The 19,806-nt window shown below is 37.3% G+C and carries 19 protein-coding genes and 2 tRNA genes; 6 read left to right on the forward strand and 15 right to left on the reverse strand.

Annotated features, from left to right (window positions below; genetic code table 11):
* Position 1: 1 nt before the first annotated feature.
* The 3 genes from ABYT26_RS00195 to ABYT26_RS00205 all read right to left on the reverse strand — a co-directional run bounded on the left by ABYT26_RS00195 (position 2) and on the right by ABYT26_RS00205 (position 2,469).
* Positions 2 to 463, reverse strand: a complete 462-nt coding sequence (locus ABYT26_RS00195) for a nuclear transport factor 2 family protein (protein ID WP_372750852.1) — start codon at positions 461 to 463, stop codon at positions 2 to 4.
* Entirely contained in the window at positions 456 to 1,910 is a 1,455-nt protein-coding gene (locus ABYT26_RS00200; RefSeq protein ID WP_372750853.1) for an LptF/LptG family permease, read from the reverse strand. The genes ABYT26_RS00195 and ABYT26_RS00200 overlap by 8 nt, the downstream gene beginning before the upstream one ends.
* A 184-nt stretch (positions 1,911 to 2,094) precedes the next feature.
* Positions 2,095 to 2,469, reverse strand: a complete 375-nt coding sequence (locus ABYT26_RS00205) for an START-like domain-containing protein (protein ID WP_372750854.1) — start codon at positions 2,467 to 2,469, stop codon at positions 2,095 to 2,097.
* A gap of 364 nt (positions 2,470 to 2,833) precedes the next feature.
* Here ABYT26_RS00205 and ABYT26_RS00210 point away from each other — a divergent pair.
* The 4 genes from ABYT26_RS00210 (at position 2,834) to tsaA (ending at position 4,581) form a co-directional block, all read left to right on the forward strand.
* A tRNA-Met gene (locus ABYT26_RS00210) sits at positions 2,834 to 2,907 on the forward strand.
* Between the two features lie 310 nt (positions 2,908 to 3,217).
* Positions 3,218 to 3,291 (forward strand) — tRNA-Met (locus ABYT26_RS00215).
* 112 nt (positions 3,292 to 3,403) lie between these two features.
* On the forward strand, positions 3,404 to 3,913 hold the full coding sequence (locus ABYT26_RS00220; protein WP_372750855.1) for a DUF4494 domain-containing protein: 510 nt from the start codon (positions 3,404 to 3,406) through the stop codon (positions 3,911 to 3,913).
* 179 nt (positions 3,914 to 4,092) lie between these two features.
* On the forward strand, positions 4,093 to 4,581 hold the full coding sequence (gene tsaA / locus ABYT26_RS00225; protein WP_372750856.1) for a tRNA (N6-threonylcarbamoyladenosine(37)-N6)-methyltransferase TrmO: 489 nt from the start codon (positions 4,093 to 4,095) through the stop codon (positions 4,579 to 4,581).
* Positions 4,582 to 4,711: 130 nt separating this feature from the next.
* Here tsaA and ABYT26_RS00230 read toward each other — a convergent pair whose 3' ends face one another.
* The 10 genes from ABYT26_RS00230 to nifH all read right to left on the reverse strand — a co-directional run bounded on the left by ABYT26_RS00230 (position 4,712) and on the right by nifH (position 15,107).
* On the reverse strand, positions 4,712 to 5,833 hold the full coding sequence (locus ABYT26_RS00230; protein ID WP_372750857.1) for a hypothetical protein: 1,122 nt from the start codon (positions 5,831 to 5,833) through the stop codon (positions 4,712 to 4,714).
* Between the two features lie 30 nt (positions 5,834 to 5,863).
* Entirely contained in the window at positions 5,864 to 6,169 is a 306-nt protein-coding gene (locus ABYT26_RS00235) for a ferredoxin (RefSeq protein WP_372750859.1), read from the reverse strand.
* Between the two features lie 55 nt (positions 6,170 to 6,224).
* Positions 6,225 to 7,484 (reverse strand): radical SAM protein, encoded by a 1,260-nt coding sequence (locus tag ABYT26_RS00240; protein WP_372750860.1) that lies wholly within the window; start codon positions 7,482 to 7,484, stop codon positions 6,225 to 6,227.
* 62 nt (positions 7,485 to 7,546) lie between these two features.
* Positions 7,547 to 8,944 (reverse strand): nitrogenase component 1, encoded by a 1,398-nt coding sequence (locus ABYT26_RS00245; protein WP_372750861.1) that lies wholly within the window; start codon positions 8,942 to 8,944, stop codon positions 7,547 to 7,549.
* 5 nt (positions 8,945 to 8,949) lie between these two features.
* Positions 8,950 to 10,281, reverse strand: a complete 1,332-nt coding sequence (gene nifE / locus ABYT26_RS00250) for a nitrogenase iron-molybdenum cofactor biosynthesis protein NifE (protein ID WP_372750862.1) — start codon at positions 10,279 to 10,281, stop codon at positions 8,950 to 8,952.
* A gap of 182 nt (positions 10,282 to 10,463) precedes the next feature.
* Positions 10,464 to 11,843 carry a nitrogenase molybdenum-iron protein subunit beta gene (gene nifK, locus ABYT26_RS00255; RefSeq protein WP_372750863.1) on the reverse strand — a complete coding sequence of 460 codons (1,380 nt, stop codon included), beginning with the start codon at positions 11,841 to 11,843 and terminating at the stop codon, positions 10,464 to 10,466.
* Positions 11,844 to 11,855: 12 nt separating this feature from the next.
* Positions 11,856 to 13,487, reverse strand: a complete 1,632-nt coding sequence (gene nifD, locus ABYT26_RS00260; protein ID WP_372750864.1) for a nitrogenase molybdenum-iron protein alpha chain — start codon at positions 13,485 to 13,487, stop codon at positions 11,856 to 11,858.
* A 10-nt stretch (positions 13,488 to 13,497) separates the two neighbouring features.
* Complete coding sequence (locus ABYT26_RS00265) at positions 13,498 to 13,878, reverse strand: P-II family nitrogen regulator (protein WP_372750865.1); 381 nt, start codon at positions 13,876 to 13,878, stop codon at positions 13,498 to 13,500.
* An 18-nt stretch (positions 13,879 to 13,896) separates the two neighbouring features.
* Complete coding sequence (locus ABYT26_RS00270; protein ID WP_372750866.1) at positions 13,897 to 14,223, reverse strand: P-II family nitrogen regulator; 327 nt, start codon at positions 14,221 to 14,223, stop codon at positions 13,897 to 13,899.
* A 59-nt stretch (positions 14,224 to 14,282) separates the two neighbouring features.
* Positions 14,283 to 15,107, reverse strand: coding sequence for a nitrogenase iron protein (gene nifH, locus ABYT26_RS00275; protein WP_372750867.1), 825 nt, complete (start codon positions 15,105 to 15,107; stop codon positions 14,283 to 14,285).
* A gap of 494 nt (positions 15,108 to 15,601) precedes the next feature.
* On the opposite strand from nifH, the gene ABYT26_RS00280 reads away from it, so the two are divergent.
* Both ABYT26_RS00280 and ABYT26_RS00285 read left to right on the forward strand, forming a co-directional pair.
* Entirely contained in the window at positions 15,602 to 17,158 is a 1,557-nt protein-coding gene (locus ABYT26_RS00280; RefSeq protein ID WP_372750868.1) for a sigma-54 interaction domain-containing protein, read from the forward strand.
* Positions 17,159 to 17,201: 43 nt separating this feature from the next.
* Positions 17,202 to 17,678: a GNAT family N-acetyltransferase gene (locus ABYT26_RS00285; RefSeq protein ID WP_372750869.1), complete on the forward strand. Its 477-nt coding sequence runs from the start codon at positions 17,202 to 17,204 to the stop codon at positions 17,676 to 17,678.
* 57 nt (positions 17,679 to 17,735) lie between these two features.
* Here the strand turns inward: ABYT26_RS00285 and hemH are convergent, their stop codons facing one another.
* The gene (gene hemH / locus ABYT26_RS00290; RefSeq protein WP_372750870.1) at positions 17,736 to 18,749 is read right to left on the reverse strand and encodes a ferrochelatase; all 1,014 of its coding nucleotides are present in this window, start codon (positions 18,747 to 18,749) and stop codon (positions 17,736 to 17,738) included.
* 95 nt (positions 18,750 to 18,844) lie between these two features.
* Positions 18,845 to 19,774: an oxygen-dependent coproporphyrinogen oxidase gene (hemF, locus tag ABYT26_RS00295; RefSeq protein ID WP_372750871.1), complete on the reverse strand. Its 930-nt coding sequence runs from the start codon at positions 19,772 to 19,774 to the stop codon at positions 18,845 to 18,847.
* Positions 19,775 to 19,806: the final 32 nt, after the last annotated feature.

The following is a 19,806-nucleotide window of genomic DNA, read 5'->3' on the forward strand; positions in this document are numbered from 1 at the left end:
TTTATTTTTGGTTGATTTGTAAAAATTCGTTCATTTTTTCATTTTTTATGGTGACAGAAAGGTGATAATGAGAAATTTTAAGTTCTCCATTTATATTCTCTACAACTCCCGATCCGCGACAGATTCCCATTCGGGTATTCAATAATTCGTCAAACCAAATGGTTTCCTGGTCTTTTGAGAGATATATTTGTCTGTTGTACGGTTTAAAATGCCAAGTTTTATTTTCTGTGAATCGTGGTTCACAGTATTCGTAAAACTCTTTTTTTGACCACCGTTCACTAGCATCAGTACCAATGTAAATTGAACTTTCGCTCATCATATCAAAAAAAGTATCCAATTCGGCATTGCTTGCAGCTTGGTGCCATAGGTCGATAAAATCACTTACATTTTTATCTGTAATAGGTTTGCTTGCGTTGCAGGAGCTTAGAAATAGAATTCCAAATATCAGTAATAGTTTAGGCATTTTTCTTCTTGAAAAGTTTTAAAGGGTTAATTTTTTTTAAGAACTCGACATAGTTTTCAATATTAAAAACGGAGGAGTCGGTTGTTGCTTTATAAGTTAGTACGATTCCTAAAGGAAGAACGATTAGAGAGGAAAGCCACATGCCCCAAACAGGAGCAAGTACTAGTTCTTTTGAGAACCGTTCAGCAGTCATAGAAATAATATAATAGATAATAAAAAATAGAATGGAAACAATAACTGGCATGCCTAATCCTCCTTTACGGATTATTGCTCCCAAAGGAGCTCCAATAAAGAAGAAAATGAAGCAGGCAAATGGCAAGGTAAATTTACGATGCCATTCGTTGGTAAATTTACGAATCCATTTTATTTGTGCAGAGTACTCACCTTCTTTTCTGGAAATGTTTTCACGGGCTTTTCTGCCTTTATCTAACGCGTAACTTATGCTTGTTAATTTATCTGTTGATGAAAAATTGGCGAACAAAGAATCGGCATTAAGCGTTTGTTCCTTTACTAATTGCGATTTAATAGAATCATTACGAATGCTTTTTGATTCTTTTTGGAAGTAATGCTTGGCTAGTAAACTTCTGGTGAAGTTATCCTTCGACTTATCTAAAATAAGGGTAAGAGAATCTTCTTGATTGTTTAATTGACTCAAATTTAGCATTCTATAGCTATTTTTGAATTTGTCTTCGTTGGTTCGTTTTAGATCATTTCCTGGTAAATCAATATTTTGTCTGAATACATTAAATTTGATTCTTCGCGAAGGATGATTTTTATCTCTGCGTTTTTGTTTTACTTCTTGATAAATATTCCCGCTGTAAAGAGTCAGGTTCATGGTTAGCTTATCATCCGAAGTCACCATGGTTCCAGAATCTGCGACTGTTACGTCGGTATTGCCTAAATTCTCACGATGATCGTAGATCAAGAGATCGTGCATCATTCCAGTGTTTTTATCAATTTTGCCCACTTTAACGCTAAATTTTGGCAAATCATTGGTAAAAATTCCCTCTTTCAGAATTAATTCAGGATTTTGTTTTTTGATATCGTAAAGTAAAGTGCTGGTTTTTAGTGATGCAACTGGCATTATATTGTTTGAAAAATAGAAAGCTCCCAGACTAATGAAGATGATAAGAATGATTAAAGGCTTCATAATTCTTTGTAGAGATATTCCTGCGGCTTTCATGGCTATTAGCTCATAATTTTCGCCCATATTTCCAAAGGTCATGATGGATGCTAATAAGATGGCTAAAGGCAATGCCATGGGTACTAAAGTTGCAGAAACATAAAAAAGAAATTCTGCGATAATTGTCCATTCCAAACCTTTCCCTACAAATTCATCAATGTATTTCCATAGAAACTGCATCAGCAAAACAAACATGCAGATAAAAAAAGTAAATGCTAATGGTCCTAAAAAACTTTTTAAAATAAATGAATGTAATCTTTTCATTCCTTGCTATTTGAGTTGATCAATGGAATCTATAATTCGTTTGAATAGATTCGTAAATCGTAGAGCCTGAATCTTTACGATTTGTTCCATGCAAAACAAGACCAATAAGTTGAATAAACTGGTCTTGAAGCATACAAAAATAGGGTATTTTAATTAGGTTTTGTAATTGTGTGGTGTTAAAAAATTAAATTCCTAAAACTTGTTTTAATTCTGAAATTTGTGAGTCCCATAATTCAATACTCTCATCAATTTCATCCTCTTCGGCAAAATCGGTAACGATTAAGGAAAGGTCATTTGTTAGGGCATCAATTTCGATCTTGAATTCAAAAAAACTTTCTTCATCTTCACTGTCAAGCCAGTGAAAGCGAACAAGTCGGTTGTCTCTTTTGTTAAGTAATTCTGCTTTTTGTTCTGAGCCCTCCCACATGAAAGTAAATATTTTTCCTTTTTGATTCACATCATCAGCAAACCATTCTGATAGGCCACTTGCACTGCTTAATCTATCGTAAATAACTTTTTGTGATGCGTGAAGTACATATTCGAGTTCAAATTGTTTCATTGGACAGGTTTTGATTTAGTAAAATAATTAGTTAAAAATGGCTAAATATTTTTTTAATTGAACCATATATTCATGCTTAGAAGCTGAAAAGTTGATGATTTTTAACTAAAAACATAAAATAAATAAGATATTTTCGAAATATTTCGCAAGATACTTATAGAATGTGGAATAAAAAAAAATGGAATTGAAATATACCAAATTTTAATATTGTTTAGTATGTGGCGATATGAATATTCCTTCACGATTAATATAAGGAAAATTTCAGAGATAAAATGAACTACTAAATGTATCCTTTACTGAAAAAAGTAGGGAAGTGTTTTTTTTTAACGAAAAAGGATTCTATATTTGCACCGCATTAAAAAACGGCGAGGTAGCTCAGCTGGTTAGAGCGCGTGATTCATAATCACGAGGTCGGCGGTTCAAGCCCGCCTCTCGCTACAGAAAAAGGGAATGACTTTATAGTTATTCCCTTCTCTGTTTTAGAATAGAATTGAAATTTTTGAAAGAGAAAATTTGGATGAAAGGGAATGGTAAATCTCCTTTTGAGCTTTTAAATTAGGCAATATTATACCACTTTTGGTTGCTGAAGTAAATTTTTTCAGAAAAAAACAAGACATTTTTTTGAGGCAATATTTCTGTTTTTGAGAGAGTTTGCAGTTTGAATGTTTTGTAAGGATTGGTTTTTCAATAAAAACATTTTTTTTAGAACGAAATTGCGTTTATATTTGCACCGCAATCAAGCAAAAATGGCGAGGTAGCTCAGCTGGTTAGAGCGCGTGATTCATAATCACGAGGTCGGCGGTTCAAGCCCGCCTCTCGCTACTAAAAGGGAATAACTTAATGGTTATTCCCTTTTTATTTTCTTGTAATTTTAAAATTATGCCATAGGATATTTTATCTTTGTTCTCCTTTTAAAATAGTAAACATCTATATCATGACAAATAATTGGTTTGAGTGCAAAGTAAAGTATGTGAAAATTGATGAAGTTTCAGGAAAAGAAAGAAAAGCGTCGGAATCGTATTTAGTGGATGCTGTTTCTTTTACAGAGGCTGAGGCGAGAATTCATAAGGAGTTGGAGCAAATGATAAGTGGTGAGTTTAATGTAACTAACATCAGTAAATCAAATGTTACAGAATTATATCCCAACGAGAATGGGGACCGATGGTTTAAAGCAAAAGTGACCTTCGTTGATGTAGATGAGGCTTCAGGAAAAGAGAAAAAAGCAACCCAATATATGCTTACTGAGGCTACTAATGTGAAACAAGCTTATGAGTTTTTAGAGGAGTGTTTAAGTGATATGATCGTTCCTTACGAAATTCCTGCTATTTCTGCTAGTCCACTAATGGATGTATTCCCATTTTTTAGTGAGAATGATAATGAAGAAATTCCAGAACATTTAAAACCAATTTCCGAAATGGATGTGAATAGTGGTGAGTTTGAATAGAGCAGAATGTTCTGTTTGTTACTTCATCGAAATCATTTCTTTCGTATATTGAGTTTCACAAAACCTTATTTGTATGAAGTAATCATGCAAATAAGGTTTTGTTGTTTTTGTTGGATATAGTATGGAGTTCTTTGCTTACTAATTGTTATTTTTAGTGATCATTTTAAAATTTTTTTTTGATGTCGGAAATAAAGTTAGAATCCATAGGAATTATTCGTACTTCCTACCAAACTATCGAAAATATGCCTATTCAACCCATGGGAGCCATAGGTAAAAAAGCTTACATTGAGCTAGATGCGTCCTATGTCGACGGTCTGAAAGATTTGGAAGAGTTTTCTCATATAAGCTTAATTTATCATCTGCACAAAGTTCGTGATTATCAGCTTAGAGTAGTTCCATTTATGGATAATGAAGAACATGGTGTTTTTGCGACACGTTCGCCGCGTAGACCTAATGCTATTGGTTTGTCAACAGTTAAACTAATTGGCATCGAGGGAAATCTTATTTATATTGAAGATGCGGATATTCTAGATGGCACTCCTTTGTTGGATATCAAACCTTTTTTTACACAATTTGATAACCGTGAGAATGCCAAATCTGGATGGCTAGATCGAAAATGGGATGAGAAATATCGAACCCTTACATCTGATGAGCGGTTTAAAGCATAGAAGGAGTAGATCTGAATCATGAAAAACTGCCAAACTCCTATTTTACTAGAAGCCTGGCAGCAACCTAATCTACCACAATTTATAGCTCAGTTGTCTTGTATTATTGTCTTTAATTTTTTTTGTGGCGATTTTAATTGGATTCGCAATCGATTAAATTGAGATATAATTGTTGTAGTTCCTTACTATTTAATTCTGATTTTTTTCGAATAGAACGTTCTTTAACAGCTTCTATTAACTGTTTGCTTTGTTCATCGTTAAGATAAATATCCATCCCTTTAAGTGCATTCTTCACCACCGCTAAACCAGAGTGTTTGCCAATGACAAATTGGCTTTTCTGTCCAATTAAATTTGGATCGAACGCATGGTAAGTCATCGAATCTTTTAGTAAGCTGTTGCAGTGAATTCCTGATTCGTGACTGTATACCTTTTTACCTGATATTGGTTTTGATGCTGAACTTTTACGACCCGAGGCTTTTTCAACAAATTCACAAAGTCTAATGCAGGCTTCTAGATTGATTTCGCTTGTTTCGGAAAGGGAAAAGGCCATGGCGGCTACAACTTCTTCTAGAGCTGCATTGCCAGCTCGTTCACCCAATCCATTCACTGTAAGCGAAACTGCATTTGCACCAGCTTGTAAAGCGGAAATGGTATTGGCGGTGGCCATTCCTAGATCGTTATGAGCATGAAATTCAAGTTCTGTTCCGTATAGGCAGTTTTGGTATCGTTCAAACAGGTTTTGTACCGATTTTGGATTCATGATTCCTACCGTATCGGCTAAGCGTATGCGATTTACCTTAAGATTATGGGCTGCGAAAACAAATTCATCAAGTAAGTTGGCCTGGCAGCGCGAAGCATCTTGTGCACCCACCGAAATAAAAGCAAACATATTTTGTGCTTGCTTCACTATGGTTGAAAGGGAAGTGAGCATCCAATCACGATTTTTTCCGAGAGCAGTTAGATGAATAGCTGAAACAGGGAAGGAAATGTTGATTCGAGAAACACCCGTTCGGGCAGCGGCTTGCAAATCACTAATACAAGCTCGTGCCCAACAGGTGGCATTGAAACGAAATCCTTGATTATTTATGGTTCTAATATCATTTTCATCCGCCAAAGAAATTGCTGGTGTTCCTATTTCCAATTCTTTTACGCCAGCTTCATCCAATAATGCGGCTATGTGTAGCTTTTCTTTCAATGAAAAAATAACTCCGGGTGCCTGTTCGCCATCGCGAAGAGTAGTATCGATGATGTGCATAAGTTTTGGTTTTTGAGTTGGTATGAAAGTTTACTCAGCAATTAAGTATTCAGTAACGGCTTCTCCTTCTTCTAGAGCATCTAGAATTTCATCTATTCTATCGGTTGTTACACCACCATACCAAAGGTTGTTTGGGTGGATTACCATTACCGGGCCTTGCGAGCAAACGTTTAAGCAGCCGGTAGTTGAGACCGTGGCATCTATTCCTCTGTCGGCACATTCTTCCATTACATACTGAATTAAATCTACCGATCCATTTTTATTGCAGTATCCTTGTGCTTCTCCAGCAATTCGGAATGAATTGCATACTAAAATGTGAAAATCAGGTTTTTTCATAATTGATGATGATTTTAGGTTTTAAAAATTTCTGTTTGGATTTTAAGTCTGTAAATCAACCACATCCGTTAGCTGCCCCTGTGCATCCTTCACCGCATTTGGTCATATCGCTTTTGCAAATTGAGCGCAACTCTGTTCCTTTGTACACCGAGTCGAGTCCTTGATCGATGAGTCCACTCATTTCTATGATTTTTATTCCACTTCGGCCGAGTATGCCAGCCGGCTTTTTACCAATTCCTCCTACTAGAATGGCACGGCAATCGGCCAGGCTTTCGCAAAGTTTCTCCCATCGTGAATCTCCTAAGCCTGTACTTGGAGTAGCTCTAACATTCACAAGTTTGTAGCCTTTTGGTGTTTCGCGAAAAACATGAATTCGGTCTGCTTCACCCAAGTGCTGATTTACCAATATGCCTTCCATGGAGGTTACCGCTACGCAAGGTCTTTCTTCACCTTTTTCCACATTTAAAAGAGCGGTTTCGGAAAGTAATTGTGCTGCTTCGGCCGAATCTTTTCCTAGTAAACCTGCAGCATCGGCTCTGCATCGTGCACAATGCGACATGGGAGGCAGAAAAACTTCTACTTTTTTCCGCAAGGCTTTCATAAATTCAGGAGAAGGTTCTTCCATGTTTTCCATGGCTGTGTCTTTTACTGGAAACAGAGGAATTGTATTCATTAAATCGACTCCTTTTTTGGCTATTTTTTTGGCTATTTCTGGAATTTCATGGTCGTTGATTCCAGGCATAACAATGGTATTAACTTTTACTGTAATGCCTGCTTCTTTAAGTCTGTCGATTGCTTCCAATTGTTTTTCCAATAGCAGTTTGCCAGCTTGTTCGCCAAAATAACCTCTTTTATCATGTCGTATCCAGCTGTATATCTTTGCTAAGGTTTCGGTGCGAAAGCTGTTTAATGTGATGGTTACGTGTGAAACATCTAGCTCTTTTAGTTCATCGATATAGGGACCAATATTTAAACCATTTGAGGATAAGCAGAGAAGCATATCGGGGAAATGATCCCTAACCAAATGAAGAGTTTTCATAGTTTGGGTAGGATTGGCAAATGGATCTCCCGGACCAGCGATTCCAATGACCTTAAGTTCGGGCATAATTTTCACCAATTTAATCAGATAGTTTAACGCTTGGTCTGGTGATAAAACACTACTAGTAACTCCTGGTCTGCTTTCGTTTACACAATCGAATTTTCGATTGCAGTAATTGCATTTTACATTGCATGTTGGTGCTACGGGTAAATGTACTCTTGCATATTTATGATGTGCGTCTTTGTTGAAACAAGGATGAGTTGATAAATCTTTCATGATGCGACTTTTATGTGAGATTTGTGAACTTTAATTTTATTGATAGTGGTGATGTTAATTTTTTACATGTACTTGTATCCAATAGGTGAATTGTTTTGTTTGTACTCAATCATGGCGTTTACCACTTTATCAAACAAATCCTGAGTACCTTTGTATCCTAAAAGACTAATTCTTTGTCCGCCAATTCTATCATGAATAGGAAAGCCAACTCTTATTAGTGGAATGTTAAAATTATTGGCAATGTAATTGCCCTTGCTATTTCCGATGAGAAAGTCGGGTGAAAGACTGTTGCAGGCTTCGTTGATTTGCTCAAAATCAGAATCGCTCATTACCTGTATGTTTTCTCCGTGTTCGGGACAATGTTTACTAATTTGTTTTCTAAGTTTGCCGCTATTTGCTCCCGATGCAGCCAACACAACTTCTATTCCTATTTCGTCGAGGAAAGAACACAGGCTCAGAACCAGGTCTTCTTCACCATAAACCACAGCTTTTTTTCCAAAGATGTATTTGTGTCCATCGGCGTAAGAGTCCAGTAAGCGACCGCGTTGCATTTTATATTTTAAAGGAATATCCTTTCCGCTGACTTTACTAAGAATATCAAAAAAAGTATCTGAGCTGTTCATGCCAATGGGTGCAATACATTGGTGGTTTTTAATGCCGAACTCATTTTCTAAATAAGAGGCTCCACTAATCTCTTTCCTTCCATTTTGTCCGCCTTGTTTTACCGCAGTAAAAAGGCCTAATTCGACAGAGGCATAGGCTTCGCCCATTTTTTTGAGTTCGGAAATTGATGTGCCACCTTTGGGAACACGATAGTACTGATCCCAAATAGGATTGTCCAGGGTATCCGAGTAATCGGGCAAAATGGTAGAGTTGACATCAAAGTCGGAAAGTATTTCTTTTAGGTGGCGAATGTCGGCAGGGGAAATGAATCCTGGAAAGAAATTGATTTTGTCTGCCGAAGGTAATTTTACAGCAAAGTTTTTCACCACTTCCAAAATGGTGGCATGAAAACCATCCATGTGTGTTCCCTGATAGCTTGGTGTTGAAACGGTAAACAAATCAGGTAAAACAGAATTTGTACTCTCATTTCGAATGTTGCTTAATTGGGAAGCAACATCTTCTCCAATGGTTTCACTCAGGCAAGTTGTGGCTACGCCAATTGCCATAGGCTGATATTGATTGCTAACATTGGTAAGTGCCATTTTTAAATTGGCTTGTCCACCAAAAATTGTTGTTTCTTCGCTGAAATTTGATGAGGCAATATCAACAGGTTCTTTGTAATGACTGATCATGTAGCGGCGAATGTAAGTGGCACAGCCTTGGGAGCCATGAATTACAGGAACGCAGCCTTCGATGCCTTTTATGGCAATGCAGGCACCTAGAGGAGAGCACAGTTTGCACGCATTTCGAGTTGAAACGAATGGTTTGATATAGGATAATGTAGGGATTTTTTCCATAGGTATTAGGCTTTAAAAAATTTCCAAACGGGACTAGTTACTGATGCGTACACCTCGTTAGCAAAATTTAACATGCCTTCGAATCCAGCAAGAGCCTCTTTTCTTTCGTGGTTATGATCGCAGAAACCAATTCCTAATTTGTAGGCAATGGGGCGTTCCTTAACGCCACCAATAAAAAGGTCAACTCCTTTTTCTTTCACAAACTCTGATAATTCATTTGGATTGGAGTCGTCAACAAGAATAGTACCCTTGTCACACAATTTTTCAAGCAGATTGTAATCGTCTTTGTTTCCTGTTTGAGATCCTACTATTGCGGTTTCCATGCCTATTAACCGAAGTGCTTTTACTAAACTTATGGCTTTGAATGCTCCACCTACATATATCGCTGCTTTTTTTCCTTGCAATTTTTCTTTGAAAGGCGACAGGGCCGGAAGTAAGGTTTTAATTTCGTCGGCAACCAATTCTTTGGCTTGTTGAAGCATTTTTTTATTTTTAAAGAAACCAGCTACTTCGTACAGGGCATCGGCCATGTCTTCAATTCCGAAATAGGATACTTTTTTAAAGGGAATACCATATTTTTCTTTCATTTCTTTGGCCAAATGCATCATGGAACCAGAGCATTGAACGACATTTAAGGAAGCTTTGTGAGCACGACGAATTTCATCAATTCTTCCATCGCCAGTAAGGCAAGTAATAATGTTGACACCAATTTTTTCGTAATATTCCTTTAACATCCAAAGTTCTCCAGCAAGATTAAAATCTCCCAAAATATTAATACTAAAAGGGGGAGCCTGATATTCATTATCGGTACCAACTAGTTTAGATAAGGCATCGCAGGCAGCTTTGTAACCATCTTTTTTAGTGCCTTTAAATCCTTCGGCCATTACGGGTATTACATCAATGTTTTGTTCTGCTGATACTTTTCTACAGATAGCTTCTACGTCGTCGCCAATTACGCCAACTATACAAGTGGAATAAACAAAGGCTGCTTTGGGTCGATAGGCTTCAATGAGTTCTGTAAGTGCAGTATGAAGTTTTCCTTCTCCGCCAAAAACTACGTCTCTTTCGCGTAAATCGGTTGAAAAGCTAAGGCGATGCAATTGCGGACCAGAGGATAAGGCGCCACGGATATCCCAAGTGTATGCAGCGCAACCTATGGGACCATGAATTAAATGCAGAGCATCGGCAATGGGATAAAGCACTACCCGAGAGCCGCAAAATACACAAGCGCGTTGACTTACGCTACCGGCTAAACTGCTCTTTTCGCAATCTAAGTCGTGATTAGATGTTCCTATGGTGTGTACTTGAGTCGATCTTTCTTTGATTATTTTCTCCATCGGCATTGATTATTTATGTGCTTAGCACAAGTTTATATTGGAGTGAAGAAGTTTTTTCACCTTTTGGCTCAATTGTAGAAGTATGATATAAAAATGAAGGAGGCGGGAGATGGATATACTAACTTTGAGAAAAGGGTATGATTTGTAAGATAGTTAGTTGCCTCCCTCATTTCATCGCATCACTACATCACTAGTTCGAATGATTCTTCAGGACAAGTTGCATCCTTTTTGTCCATAAGTACCGAAAGAATTTTTTCCAGAATTCGCAATCCACCTACATATCCAAGTGTCGAGAAATAGCTGTGTCCAATACGATCAACTATAGGGAACCCCATTCTTACAAATGGAATATTTTCATCTCTCGAAATGTATTTTCCATAGGTGTTTCCAATAAGCAGATCTACTGGATTTTCTTTGATCCATTGGTGCATCAATAGCATATCCGCATTAGCGCCATTTTTATATTTGGCTTCGGGTACACTTTCTAGAATTTTTTCCATTCGTTTATTGAAATTTTTCCCTGGAGTTCCAGAAACAATATAAACAGGTTTCATGTCCAGATCGATTAAGAATTCAGCCAATGGAATCAATTGGTCGGGATCGCCCCATAAGGCTACTCGTTTGCCATAAAAATATTGGTGCATATCGGTAATTACATCTACCAGGCGACCACGTTCATCGTTTATGCTTACGGGGACCGATACGGAACCTATTTTCGAGAGCGTATGAATAAAACGATCGGTAGCTTGCAGACCAATTGGTAAATCTTCAATGGTAAATTTTACTTTGCATTTATTATCGAGGTTAATGGCTGCTTTTTCAGTAGCCCATTCGCCTAAGCCTATGGAGTGTAGACTATCACCCATGCTTACTATTTCGGGAACCGTTGTTCCTCCTTTTGGATACATTTCAAATTTTCCAGTCATGGGAGTATCTAAAACATCGGAAGTATCCGGAAGTAAAACATTCTTTATCTTCATCAATTTCAAAATCCGTTTTAATTCTCTCATGTCAGAAGGTTCAACCCAACCTGAAAGAATATTAATTTGATTTTTAAGCTGATCGGTTTTTTGAGCGAAATATTTTACAAAGGCTTCGAGCATGTTTGCAAAACCTGTAACGTGACTTCCCACATAACTAGGAGTTGAGGCTTGTATAACATGTTTCCCTTCCGGGATTTTTCCATCGGCCAATGCTTTGCTTACAATTTGGCCTAAATCGTCGCCAATTGTTTCTGATAAGCAAGTGGAATGCACCGCAATAACATCGGGTTCGTATACCGAGAAGATATTGGTGACTGCTTGTAGTAAGTTTGCTTGCCCTCCAAATACCGACGAGCCTTCTGTGAAAGAACTTGTTGCAGCCATTACCGGTTCTTTGTAATGGCGGGTTAGAGTACTTCTGTGATAGGAACAACATCCCTGTGAGCCATGACTGTGAGGCAAACATCCGTGAACTCCTAGTGATGCGTACATGGCACCAATAGGCTGGCAAGTTTTAGCCGGATTTACGGTCAAAGCTTTTCTTTCTACTACTTTACTAGTTGTATGATTTAATAACATATTCGTCCTCCTTTATTCGTTAATGGCAAAACTTCCAACAATTTCTGGTTCTGATTTCCAAGGTGCATTCACCATTTTCCAAATTCGGGTGCAGAGCATGCGTTCCATTTCCAGGTAAAAATTAATTGCTCCTTGGTATCCAGCGTAGGGGCCACCATAGTCGTAGCTGTGTAATTGCTTTAAGGGAATTCCGCTTTTTTGCACCACATATTTTTCCTTTATCCCTGCGCAAAAAAGATCAGGTTTGTAATATTCAATAAGCTTTTCAGTTTCCCAGTGGTTAACGTCGTCAATTACCAATGAATTCTTTTGCATATCAGGCATCATTCCTTCGTAATTGCTGAATTTATAGCCGTTTTTCATCAGCTGTTCTTTTTTGGCTGCTAGATCTTCTCTGTATCGTTCAAGATCTTTTTCAACAGTCAGGTCTTCAATATTTCTGCTATCGGCATCAATTTTAATGCTGGGAATAACCTCTCTACCTTCGTAATCGTCGCGGTGAGCAAATTCATAACCTGCCGAAACGGTGGTAACACCAATTTCTTTGAATAAATCCTGATAGTGGTGAGCTCTTGAACCTCCAACGAACATCATGGCCAATTTGCCTTCTGTTTTAGCTTTCACAGTTTCACAAACTGCTTTCACTTTTTTCAATTCTCGTTCAATAATTTCTTCCACTTTTGCACTTAATTCGGCATCGGCGAAATAGTCTGCAATTTTTCGTAGGGCTTTGGTGGTGCCTTCGGCTCCAATAAAGCTGACTTTTACCCATGGAATCCCATATTTTTCTTCCATCATATCAGCAATATAGTTGATGGATCGATGGCACATAATGAGGTTAAGATCGGCCATGTGAGCATATTCCATACTTTCAACGGTTGAGTTTCCACTGAAGGTAGATAGTAGTGTGATTCCTGCTTCTTCGAACAGTCGTTCCAATTCAAAAGCATCACCACCAATATTGTATTCGCCTAAAAGATTGATTTGAAACTTGCCAATTCGATCTCTGTTGTTGTTTCCAATTACATTCTTGAATACTGCGTTGTTGGCAATATGGTGTCCTGCCGATTGGGATACTCCACGATATCCTTCACAACTGAAACCGAAAATGTTAATTCCCAATTCTTCTTTCATATCGCGAGATACGGCATGTACATCATCTCCAATTAAACCAACAGGACAGGTTGAGAAAATACCAATTGCTTTGGGTTTAAATATCTCGAATGCTTCGCGAACGGCATCTTTTAGTTTTGCTTCTCCACCAAAAACAATATTAGAATCTTGCATATCGGTAGAAAAACTGTAGGGGATAAAGTTATCTTCTCCTTCGGCAGGTCTGGTTTGGTTTCTTCGGGTAAGCCAAGCGTAAAAGCTGCAGCCAATCGGACCATGAACCAGATTGATAATATCTCGGGTTGGTCCCAAAACTACACCTTTGCAACCAGCATAAGTACAACCACGTTGTGTGATGATTCCTGGAATGGTTCTTACGTTTGCCTGAATTTCCTGAGCTTCTACAGGATCGTTTATCACCACTGATTTTTGGCGTTTTTTGGCAATTTTCGTCGGGTATTTTGCCATGATTTCATCCATTACTTTCGATGGATCTGGCAGCCCTTGTGTTATATCTAATTTTTTTACCATAGTTTTTCGTTTAATTATCCAGAACTAAATCACCACTTTCTGCGGTTCTAACACGTATCGCTTCACTCACGGGTAAAACGAAAATTTTACCATCACCAGGTTTTTTTGATTGATTGGCCTCAATTATGGTTTCGATACATTCAGACACTTTATGGTCGGGAATAATCACTTGAAGAACGCGCTGGGGACGAAGTCTTGGTTCTTTTCCTAGAAGCTCTATTGCTTCGGGGTGATCATTTTTTGCTCCCTCTATAACTTTAGCATCCCAAAGGCCTTTGCCACGTCCAAAGACATTTCCTGTTGCAGTCATCGAAGAAAATCCGGCATCTCGCAAAGCTCTTTTGGTTTTATTCATTTTATTTATCTTAATAATGGACATTACACACTTCATATCTTCGAGTATTTAGGTTTATAATTCTTTAGAACCTCGACTTATCGTGTAGGCTTCATCAACTGGAGATACAAATATTTTTCCATCACCAAAAGCTCCTTTGGGTGTGGATTTTGCTGCATCCAAGATGGTATTGATAGCAAAATCTTTGTCTTCATCTTTAATTACCATCATTAGCAGTTCTTTAGGTAGTTCATCATAAGTAACATCACCAATTTTGATTCCTCGCTGCTTACCTCTACCAACAACTGGCATTTTAGTGACTGCAATGTATCCAGCCTCGAAAAGCGCTTTTAGAACTTTATGGGATTTCTCAGGGCGGATTATAGCTTTTATCATTAACATAGTCTGTATTGTTTTAGAAAGTTTTAGATTATGGGTTTTATTAATCTTGTCTGACTGAATTAGGCGTCGATACCAAAGTCGATAAGTAATTTTTCCAATTCTTCAATTTCAAGAGGGGTAGGAATTACAAACATTTCATTTTTATCGATGGCACTGGAAAGGTGACGATATTCATCAGCTTGTTGGTGTTCTGGCTCGTATTCAATTACTGTTTTTCTATGAATTTCAGCTCGTTGAACAACATTATCACGAGGAACGAAGTGAATCATTTGTGTTCCCAGTTTACGAGCCAATTCTTCGATCATCTCACTTTCGTGATCTACCTTACGAGAGTTGCAAATTAATCCTCCCAAACGAACAGCTCCTGATTGAGCGTATTTTTGAATTCCTTTACAGATATTGTTAGCTGCATACATGGCCATCATTTCTCCAGAGACAACAATGTATATTTCTTCTGCTTTTCCCTCTCGGATAGGCATGGCGAAACCACCACAAACAACATCACCAAGTACATCATAAAATGTGTAGTCTATCGCAAACTTCTCATCCCAAGCACCCAATTGTTCTAGCATGTTAATGGAAGTAATAATTCCACGACCTGCGCATCCTACTCCTGGTTCTGGTCCTCCTGATTCAACACATCTTACTCCTCCGTAACCCGGACGAACAATGTCTTCCAAATCTACATCTTCACCTTCCTCTCTAAGAGTATCTAAAACTGTTTTTTGAGCCAGTCCACCTAGTAATAATCGTGTAGAATCTGCTTTTGGATCACAGCCTACTACCATAATGTTTTTTCCTGCTTCCACAAGACCTGCTACTGTGTTTTGAGTTGTTGTAGATTTTCCAATTCCACCTTTTCCGTAAATGGCAATTTTTCTCATGTCTTTTATTTTTGAGGTTAATAGTTGTCAGGCTCTAACCACAAAGCGTACCATTCGAAAACAAAGGAATCTTTTTTTTGTAAACAATAACTTCTCAAAGTTCTAGTATAGAGTGTGTTGTGTTTTTATAATTTGGATTATCTATTTGGTGTAGGACTGTATAAATATTACATATATGTAAGAAAAGCTCTTTTTGAGAACATATTTGAATCTTGCTTTGAAGTCGTCTATTGATAGGGAATTGACTTTTATTTATGAATATTATTCTTACAAAAATGTATTTAAGCGATTTGGAAATTAGTTCAAAAACTAATGATTCTCTTAGTAGTAAAAGAGGGGTGTTAAAACAATAAGAGTAAAAATAAAGCCTTATTGTTACTCTTGTGGGGGGTGAACTTTAAAATAATTATAAATAATCGAATTGTACAGTATAATAATTGGGGTAGTGTTTCTTTTTTGTAGTTTTGTGTCACACCCTCCCTAAAATTTTGATTATGAGTTTAACTTGCAAAAAAGCTGGCAACGAATGTTATGGTTTTAAAGAGATGTCTCTTCTCTTTGAAATCAGTCAGCGACTTTTAGATAGTAACGAACTAAAAAAGGATCTATCCCCAATATTATCGTCTCTAGTCAAGCATCTTAATGCAGAAAGAAGTTTTATTACCATTTTTAACCGACAAACTAGCCGAATAATGATTGAAGCGGCTTATGGTTTGAGTCCTTCGCAACAGGCAAGAGGTAAATATGATTTAGGGGAGGGTATTATAGGAAAGGTAATTGAGCTATCTAAACCGATAGTTATTTCTGAGATATCGAAATCAAAGTTATTTATAAATAAGATTAAAACAGAGCTTACCAAAGATGGGAAGGAGTTAACTTTTATTTGTGTACCTCTTTTACTTGATAATGTAATTACAGGCGCCTTAAGTGTGGTGAGGGTTTATAATTCTAATATCACGGTAAATGAAGATATTCAACTTCTAAGCATTGTTGGTTCTATGATTGCTAAATCTGCTCGTTATAAACAAGGAAAGCTTGAGGAGTTAGAGGCTTTGAGGGAACAAAATAGGGATTTACAAAGTCAGCTAGAAAGCCAAAAACCACAAAATATTATTGGAAATTCAGGCAAAATGTGCGATCTGTATGCTCTGGTAAATCGAGTGGCGCAAACCAATAGTACGGTTCTTTTGCGGGGAGAAAGTGGAATTGGGAAAGAACTTTTTGCGGAAGAAATTCACAATAAGAGCAAGCAGAAATCAAATAATCTTATTAAAGTAAATTGTTCGGCTTTGCCTGAGAACTTAATTGAGAATGAACTTTTTGGTCACGAAAAGGGAGCTTATACGGGAGCTGATCAGATGCGAAAAGGAAGATTTGAATTGGCCAATGGAGGAACTGTTTTTCTGGATGAAATTGGCGACCTACCTTTATCCACGCAAGTGAAGTTATTGAGAGTTTTACAGGAGCGAGAATTTGAGAGAGTTGGAGGAAGTAAAACCATTAAAGTGAATGTACGGATAATAGCTGCCACCAATCGAAATCTTGAGGAATTAATCGAAAAAGGAGAATTTAGAGAGGACTTTTATTATCGTATTAATGTTTTTCCAATATTTATTCCTCCATTGCGACATAGAAGGGATGATATTCCTATTTTGGTGGATCATTTTATTGATAAATTTAATCGGAAGAATAATTATCAAATTAAAAGAATTACAACTTCGGCTTTAAACATGTTAATGGTTCACCGGTGGCCTGGAAATATCAGGGAATTAGAGAATGTAATTGAGCGATCGTGCATTATGGCGAAAGACAATGTAGTTCATAGTTACGATCTGCCGCCAACTCTGCAAACTGCTGATTCAACGAATAGTTCGTTTGAAGGTGGAATGATGGTGGTGGTAGAACAACTCGAGAAGCAATTGATTAGAGATGCTTTAACAACTACAGCCGGCAATGTAACAAAAGCTGCAGAATTACTTCATATCACCGAAAGGATGTTGGGAACGAGAGTGAAAAAATATGAGATTGAGACCTGGCGATTTAAGTTATAGTTTAAAATTGTAAGAGAGTAGAATATTTTCACATACAAAAACAATGATTTCAAATTCCTATTCCTTTGTTGAAATGAATCTTTGCGATGAGGAACATCGGGCAGCCTTATTTGAATTGATGAATGCTTATATGCTTGATCCTATGGGTTGTTCAAAGGCGATTTCTTTAAAGAGTTTTCCAGCTTTAGTGGAAGGTCTGAAAAATCAGACGAATTATGTGGGTGTACTGGTGAAAAATCAAGAGCGTTGCATCGCTTTGGCCAATTGTTTTGTGAATTTTTCGACCTTTAAAATGCGTTCTTTGCTAAATATCCATGATTTTATTGTGATGCCAGATGAAAGAGGAAAAGGTGTAGGCCGGTTTTTAATGCAATCGGTCAAACAAATAGCTAAGAATCGAAATTGCTGTAAAATTACTTTAGAGGTACGTTGCGATAACGAAGTAGCCCAAACCCTTTATCTTTCGGAAGATTTTCGCGATTGCAAGCCTGCAATGTTTTTTTTGGAGTTTGCTTTTTAAAAATTTACAGGATAGCGCAAAAAAATCTTTTTCAGGATTTTTTTACGCTAGAAATGATTAACGGTTAAGAACCAAATCTTTTAGCGTGGCAATCCATTTGGGGTGATCGTTTAAGCTTTCGACCAAAACCAATTTATCACCTCCATTTTTGGTAAATATTTCACGATATTCAATTCCTATTTCAACGGTAGTTTCCAAGCAATCTGCTACAAATGCAGGACTAAAAACAAGAAGTTTTTTGGCACCATTTTTTGCTTTTTCTTCCACTATTTTATCTGAAAAGGGTTCTAACCAGTTTTTATCGAGTCGCGATTGGAAAGAAACAGTATATTTTTCTTTTGAAATACCTAGTTTTTCGGCAAGTAAACGACTTGTTTCAAAGCAGGTTGCTCGGTAGCAATAATAATCGGTATCTGGTTTAAATTGTTTGTGGCAATCGCAATCAAAACAATTGCGATGCGGATGAACCTTATTAATTTGCCGGATTGGCAAACCGTGATAGGAGAAAATCACGTGATCAAAATCGTCGATATTGTGTTTTCGTGCTTGCTCGGCAATTGTTTCCAAATAGCCTTGGTGATCGAAAAATTGATTGATGAATTTAACCTCTGGAATAACCTCCCATTTTTTAATGATTTCCATGGCTTTCTCGAAAGTCGAACCAGTGGATGAGGAGGCATATTGTGGATACATGGGTAAAATAATGAGTTGGTCGGGCATGTTTTTCTGAATTTTCCTCAAAACATTTTTCATGGATGGTTGTTCATAACGCATCGCTATTTCAACGGTGAAATTATTGTCCAATTCCTTTTGCAAAAGATCTTTTACTTTTTCTGCATATATCAATAAGGGAGATCCATCTTTGGTCCACAATTGCTTGTAAATTTTCGAAGAGGCTTTGGATCGAAAAGGTACAATAATTAAATTGACTAGAATTTTTCGTAGTAGCCAGGGAATATCAATTACTCTACGGTCGTTCAAAAACTCGAAAAGATAAGTGCGAACATCTGAAACCTTTGGACTTTTTGGGGTGCCCAGATTAAGAAGTAGAACCGTAGTTTTTTTTTGCATGCTAATGGATTGATTGGTGAAATTAAAAAGAAAATGCAGCAAGTGTATTTCCCTGTTTAAAGTAATAAAAATTTTTGCTTAGATGATAAAAACAATTAGGAAAGGATTTTATTTGCCGAAAAATGCTCAATAGATGAAATCCAATCGATGTCTTTTTTTAGTAAATCTAAGGTCTTTTTTTCTTTAGAACCTTCATCAATAGGATATTGGTAGCTCCATTTTACTTCTGGCGGCATGCTAACCAGAATCGATTCGGTCCTACCTTTGGTATCTAGGCCAAACTTGGTGCCTTTGTCTAATACCAGATTAAACTCAACGTATCGTCCACGTCGATGCAACTGCCAATCTTTCTCTTTTTCGGAGAAAGATTGATTTGCATTTTTAGCCATAATTTGACAGTAAAGAGGTGCAAACAGATTGCCAACATCCATTACAAAAGCAAAAATTTGTTCTTTACTCAAGCCATTATTTTCGTTTAATCGATCGAAGAAAATTCCACCAACACCTCGGGTTTCCTCTCGAAAGGGCAGGTAGAAATAATCATCGGCCCACTTTTTAAATTTGAAATAGAAATCGGGATGATGACGATCGCAGACTTCTTTTAAATTTAGGTGGAAATTGCGAGCTTCTTCTTTATCGATATAAATTGGGGTGAGGTCGATTCCTCCTCCAAACCAAAAAGTGCCATCTTCCAATTCAAAGTAACGAACGTTCATGTGTACAATAGGAACATGAGGATTTTTTGGGTGGATGATTAGCGAGACTCCTGTAGCAAAGAAGTTAGCTTCTGTAACTTGCAATTTACTTTTTATTTTATCGGGCAAAACTCCCTGAACTGCGGAAAATTGTACGCCTCCTTTTTCAATAATATTTCCATTGCTGGTAACTCGGCTTCTACCACCACCTCCACCATCACGCAACCAATTATCTTCTTCAAATAGTGCTTTGCCATCGGTTAATTCGAGTGCCGTTGTAATTCGATCTTGTAATTGGCGAAATTTTTCGGTGATATTTTCTTTGTACATAGAGTCCTGTGAATGATTTAAGTAGCAGTTGG

The sequence above is a fragment of the Labilibaculum sp. genome (assembly GCF_041595635.1).
Taxonomy (GTDB): Bacteria; Bacteroidota; Bacteroidia; order Bacteroidales; family Marinifilaceae; genus Labilibaculum.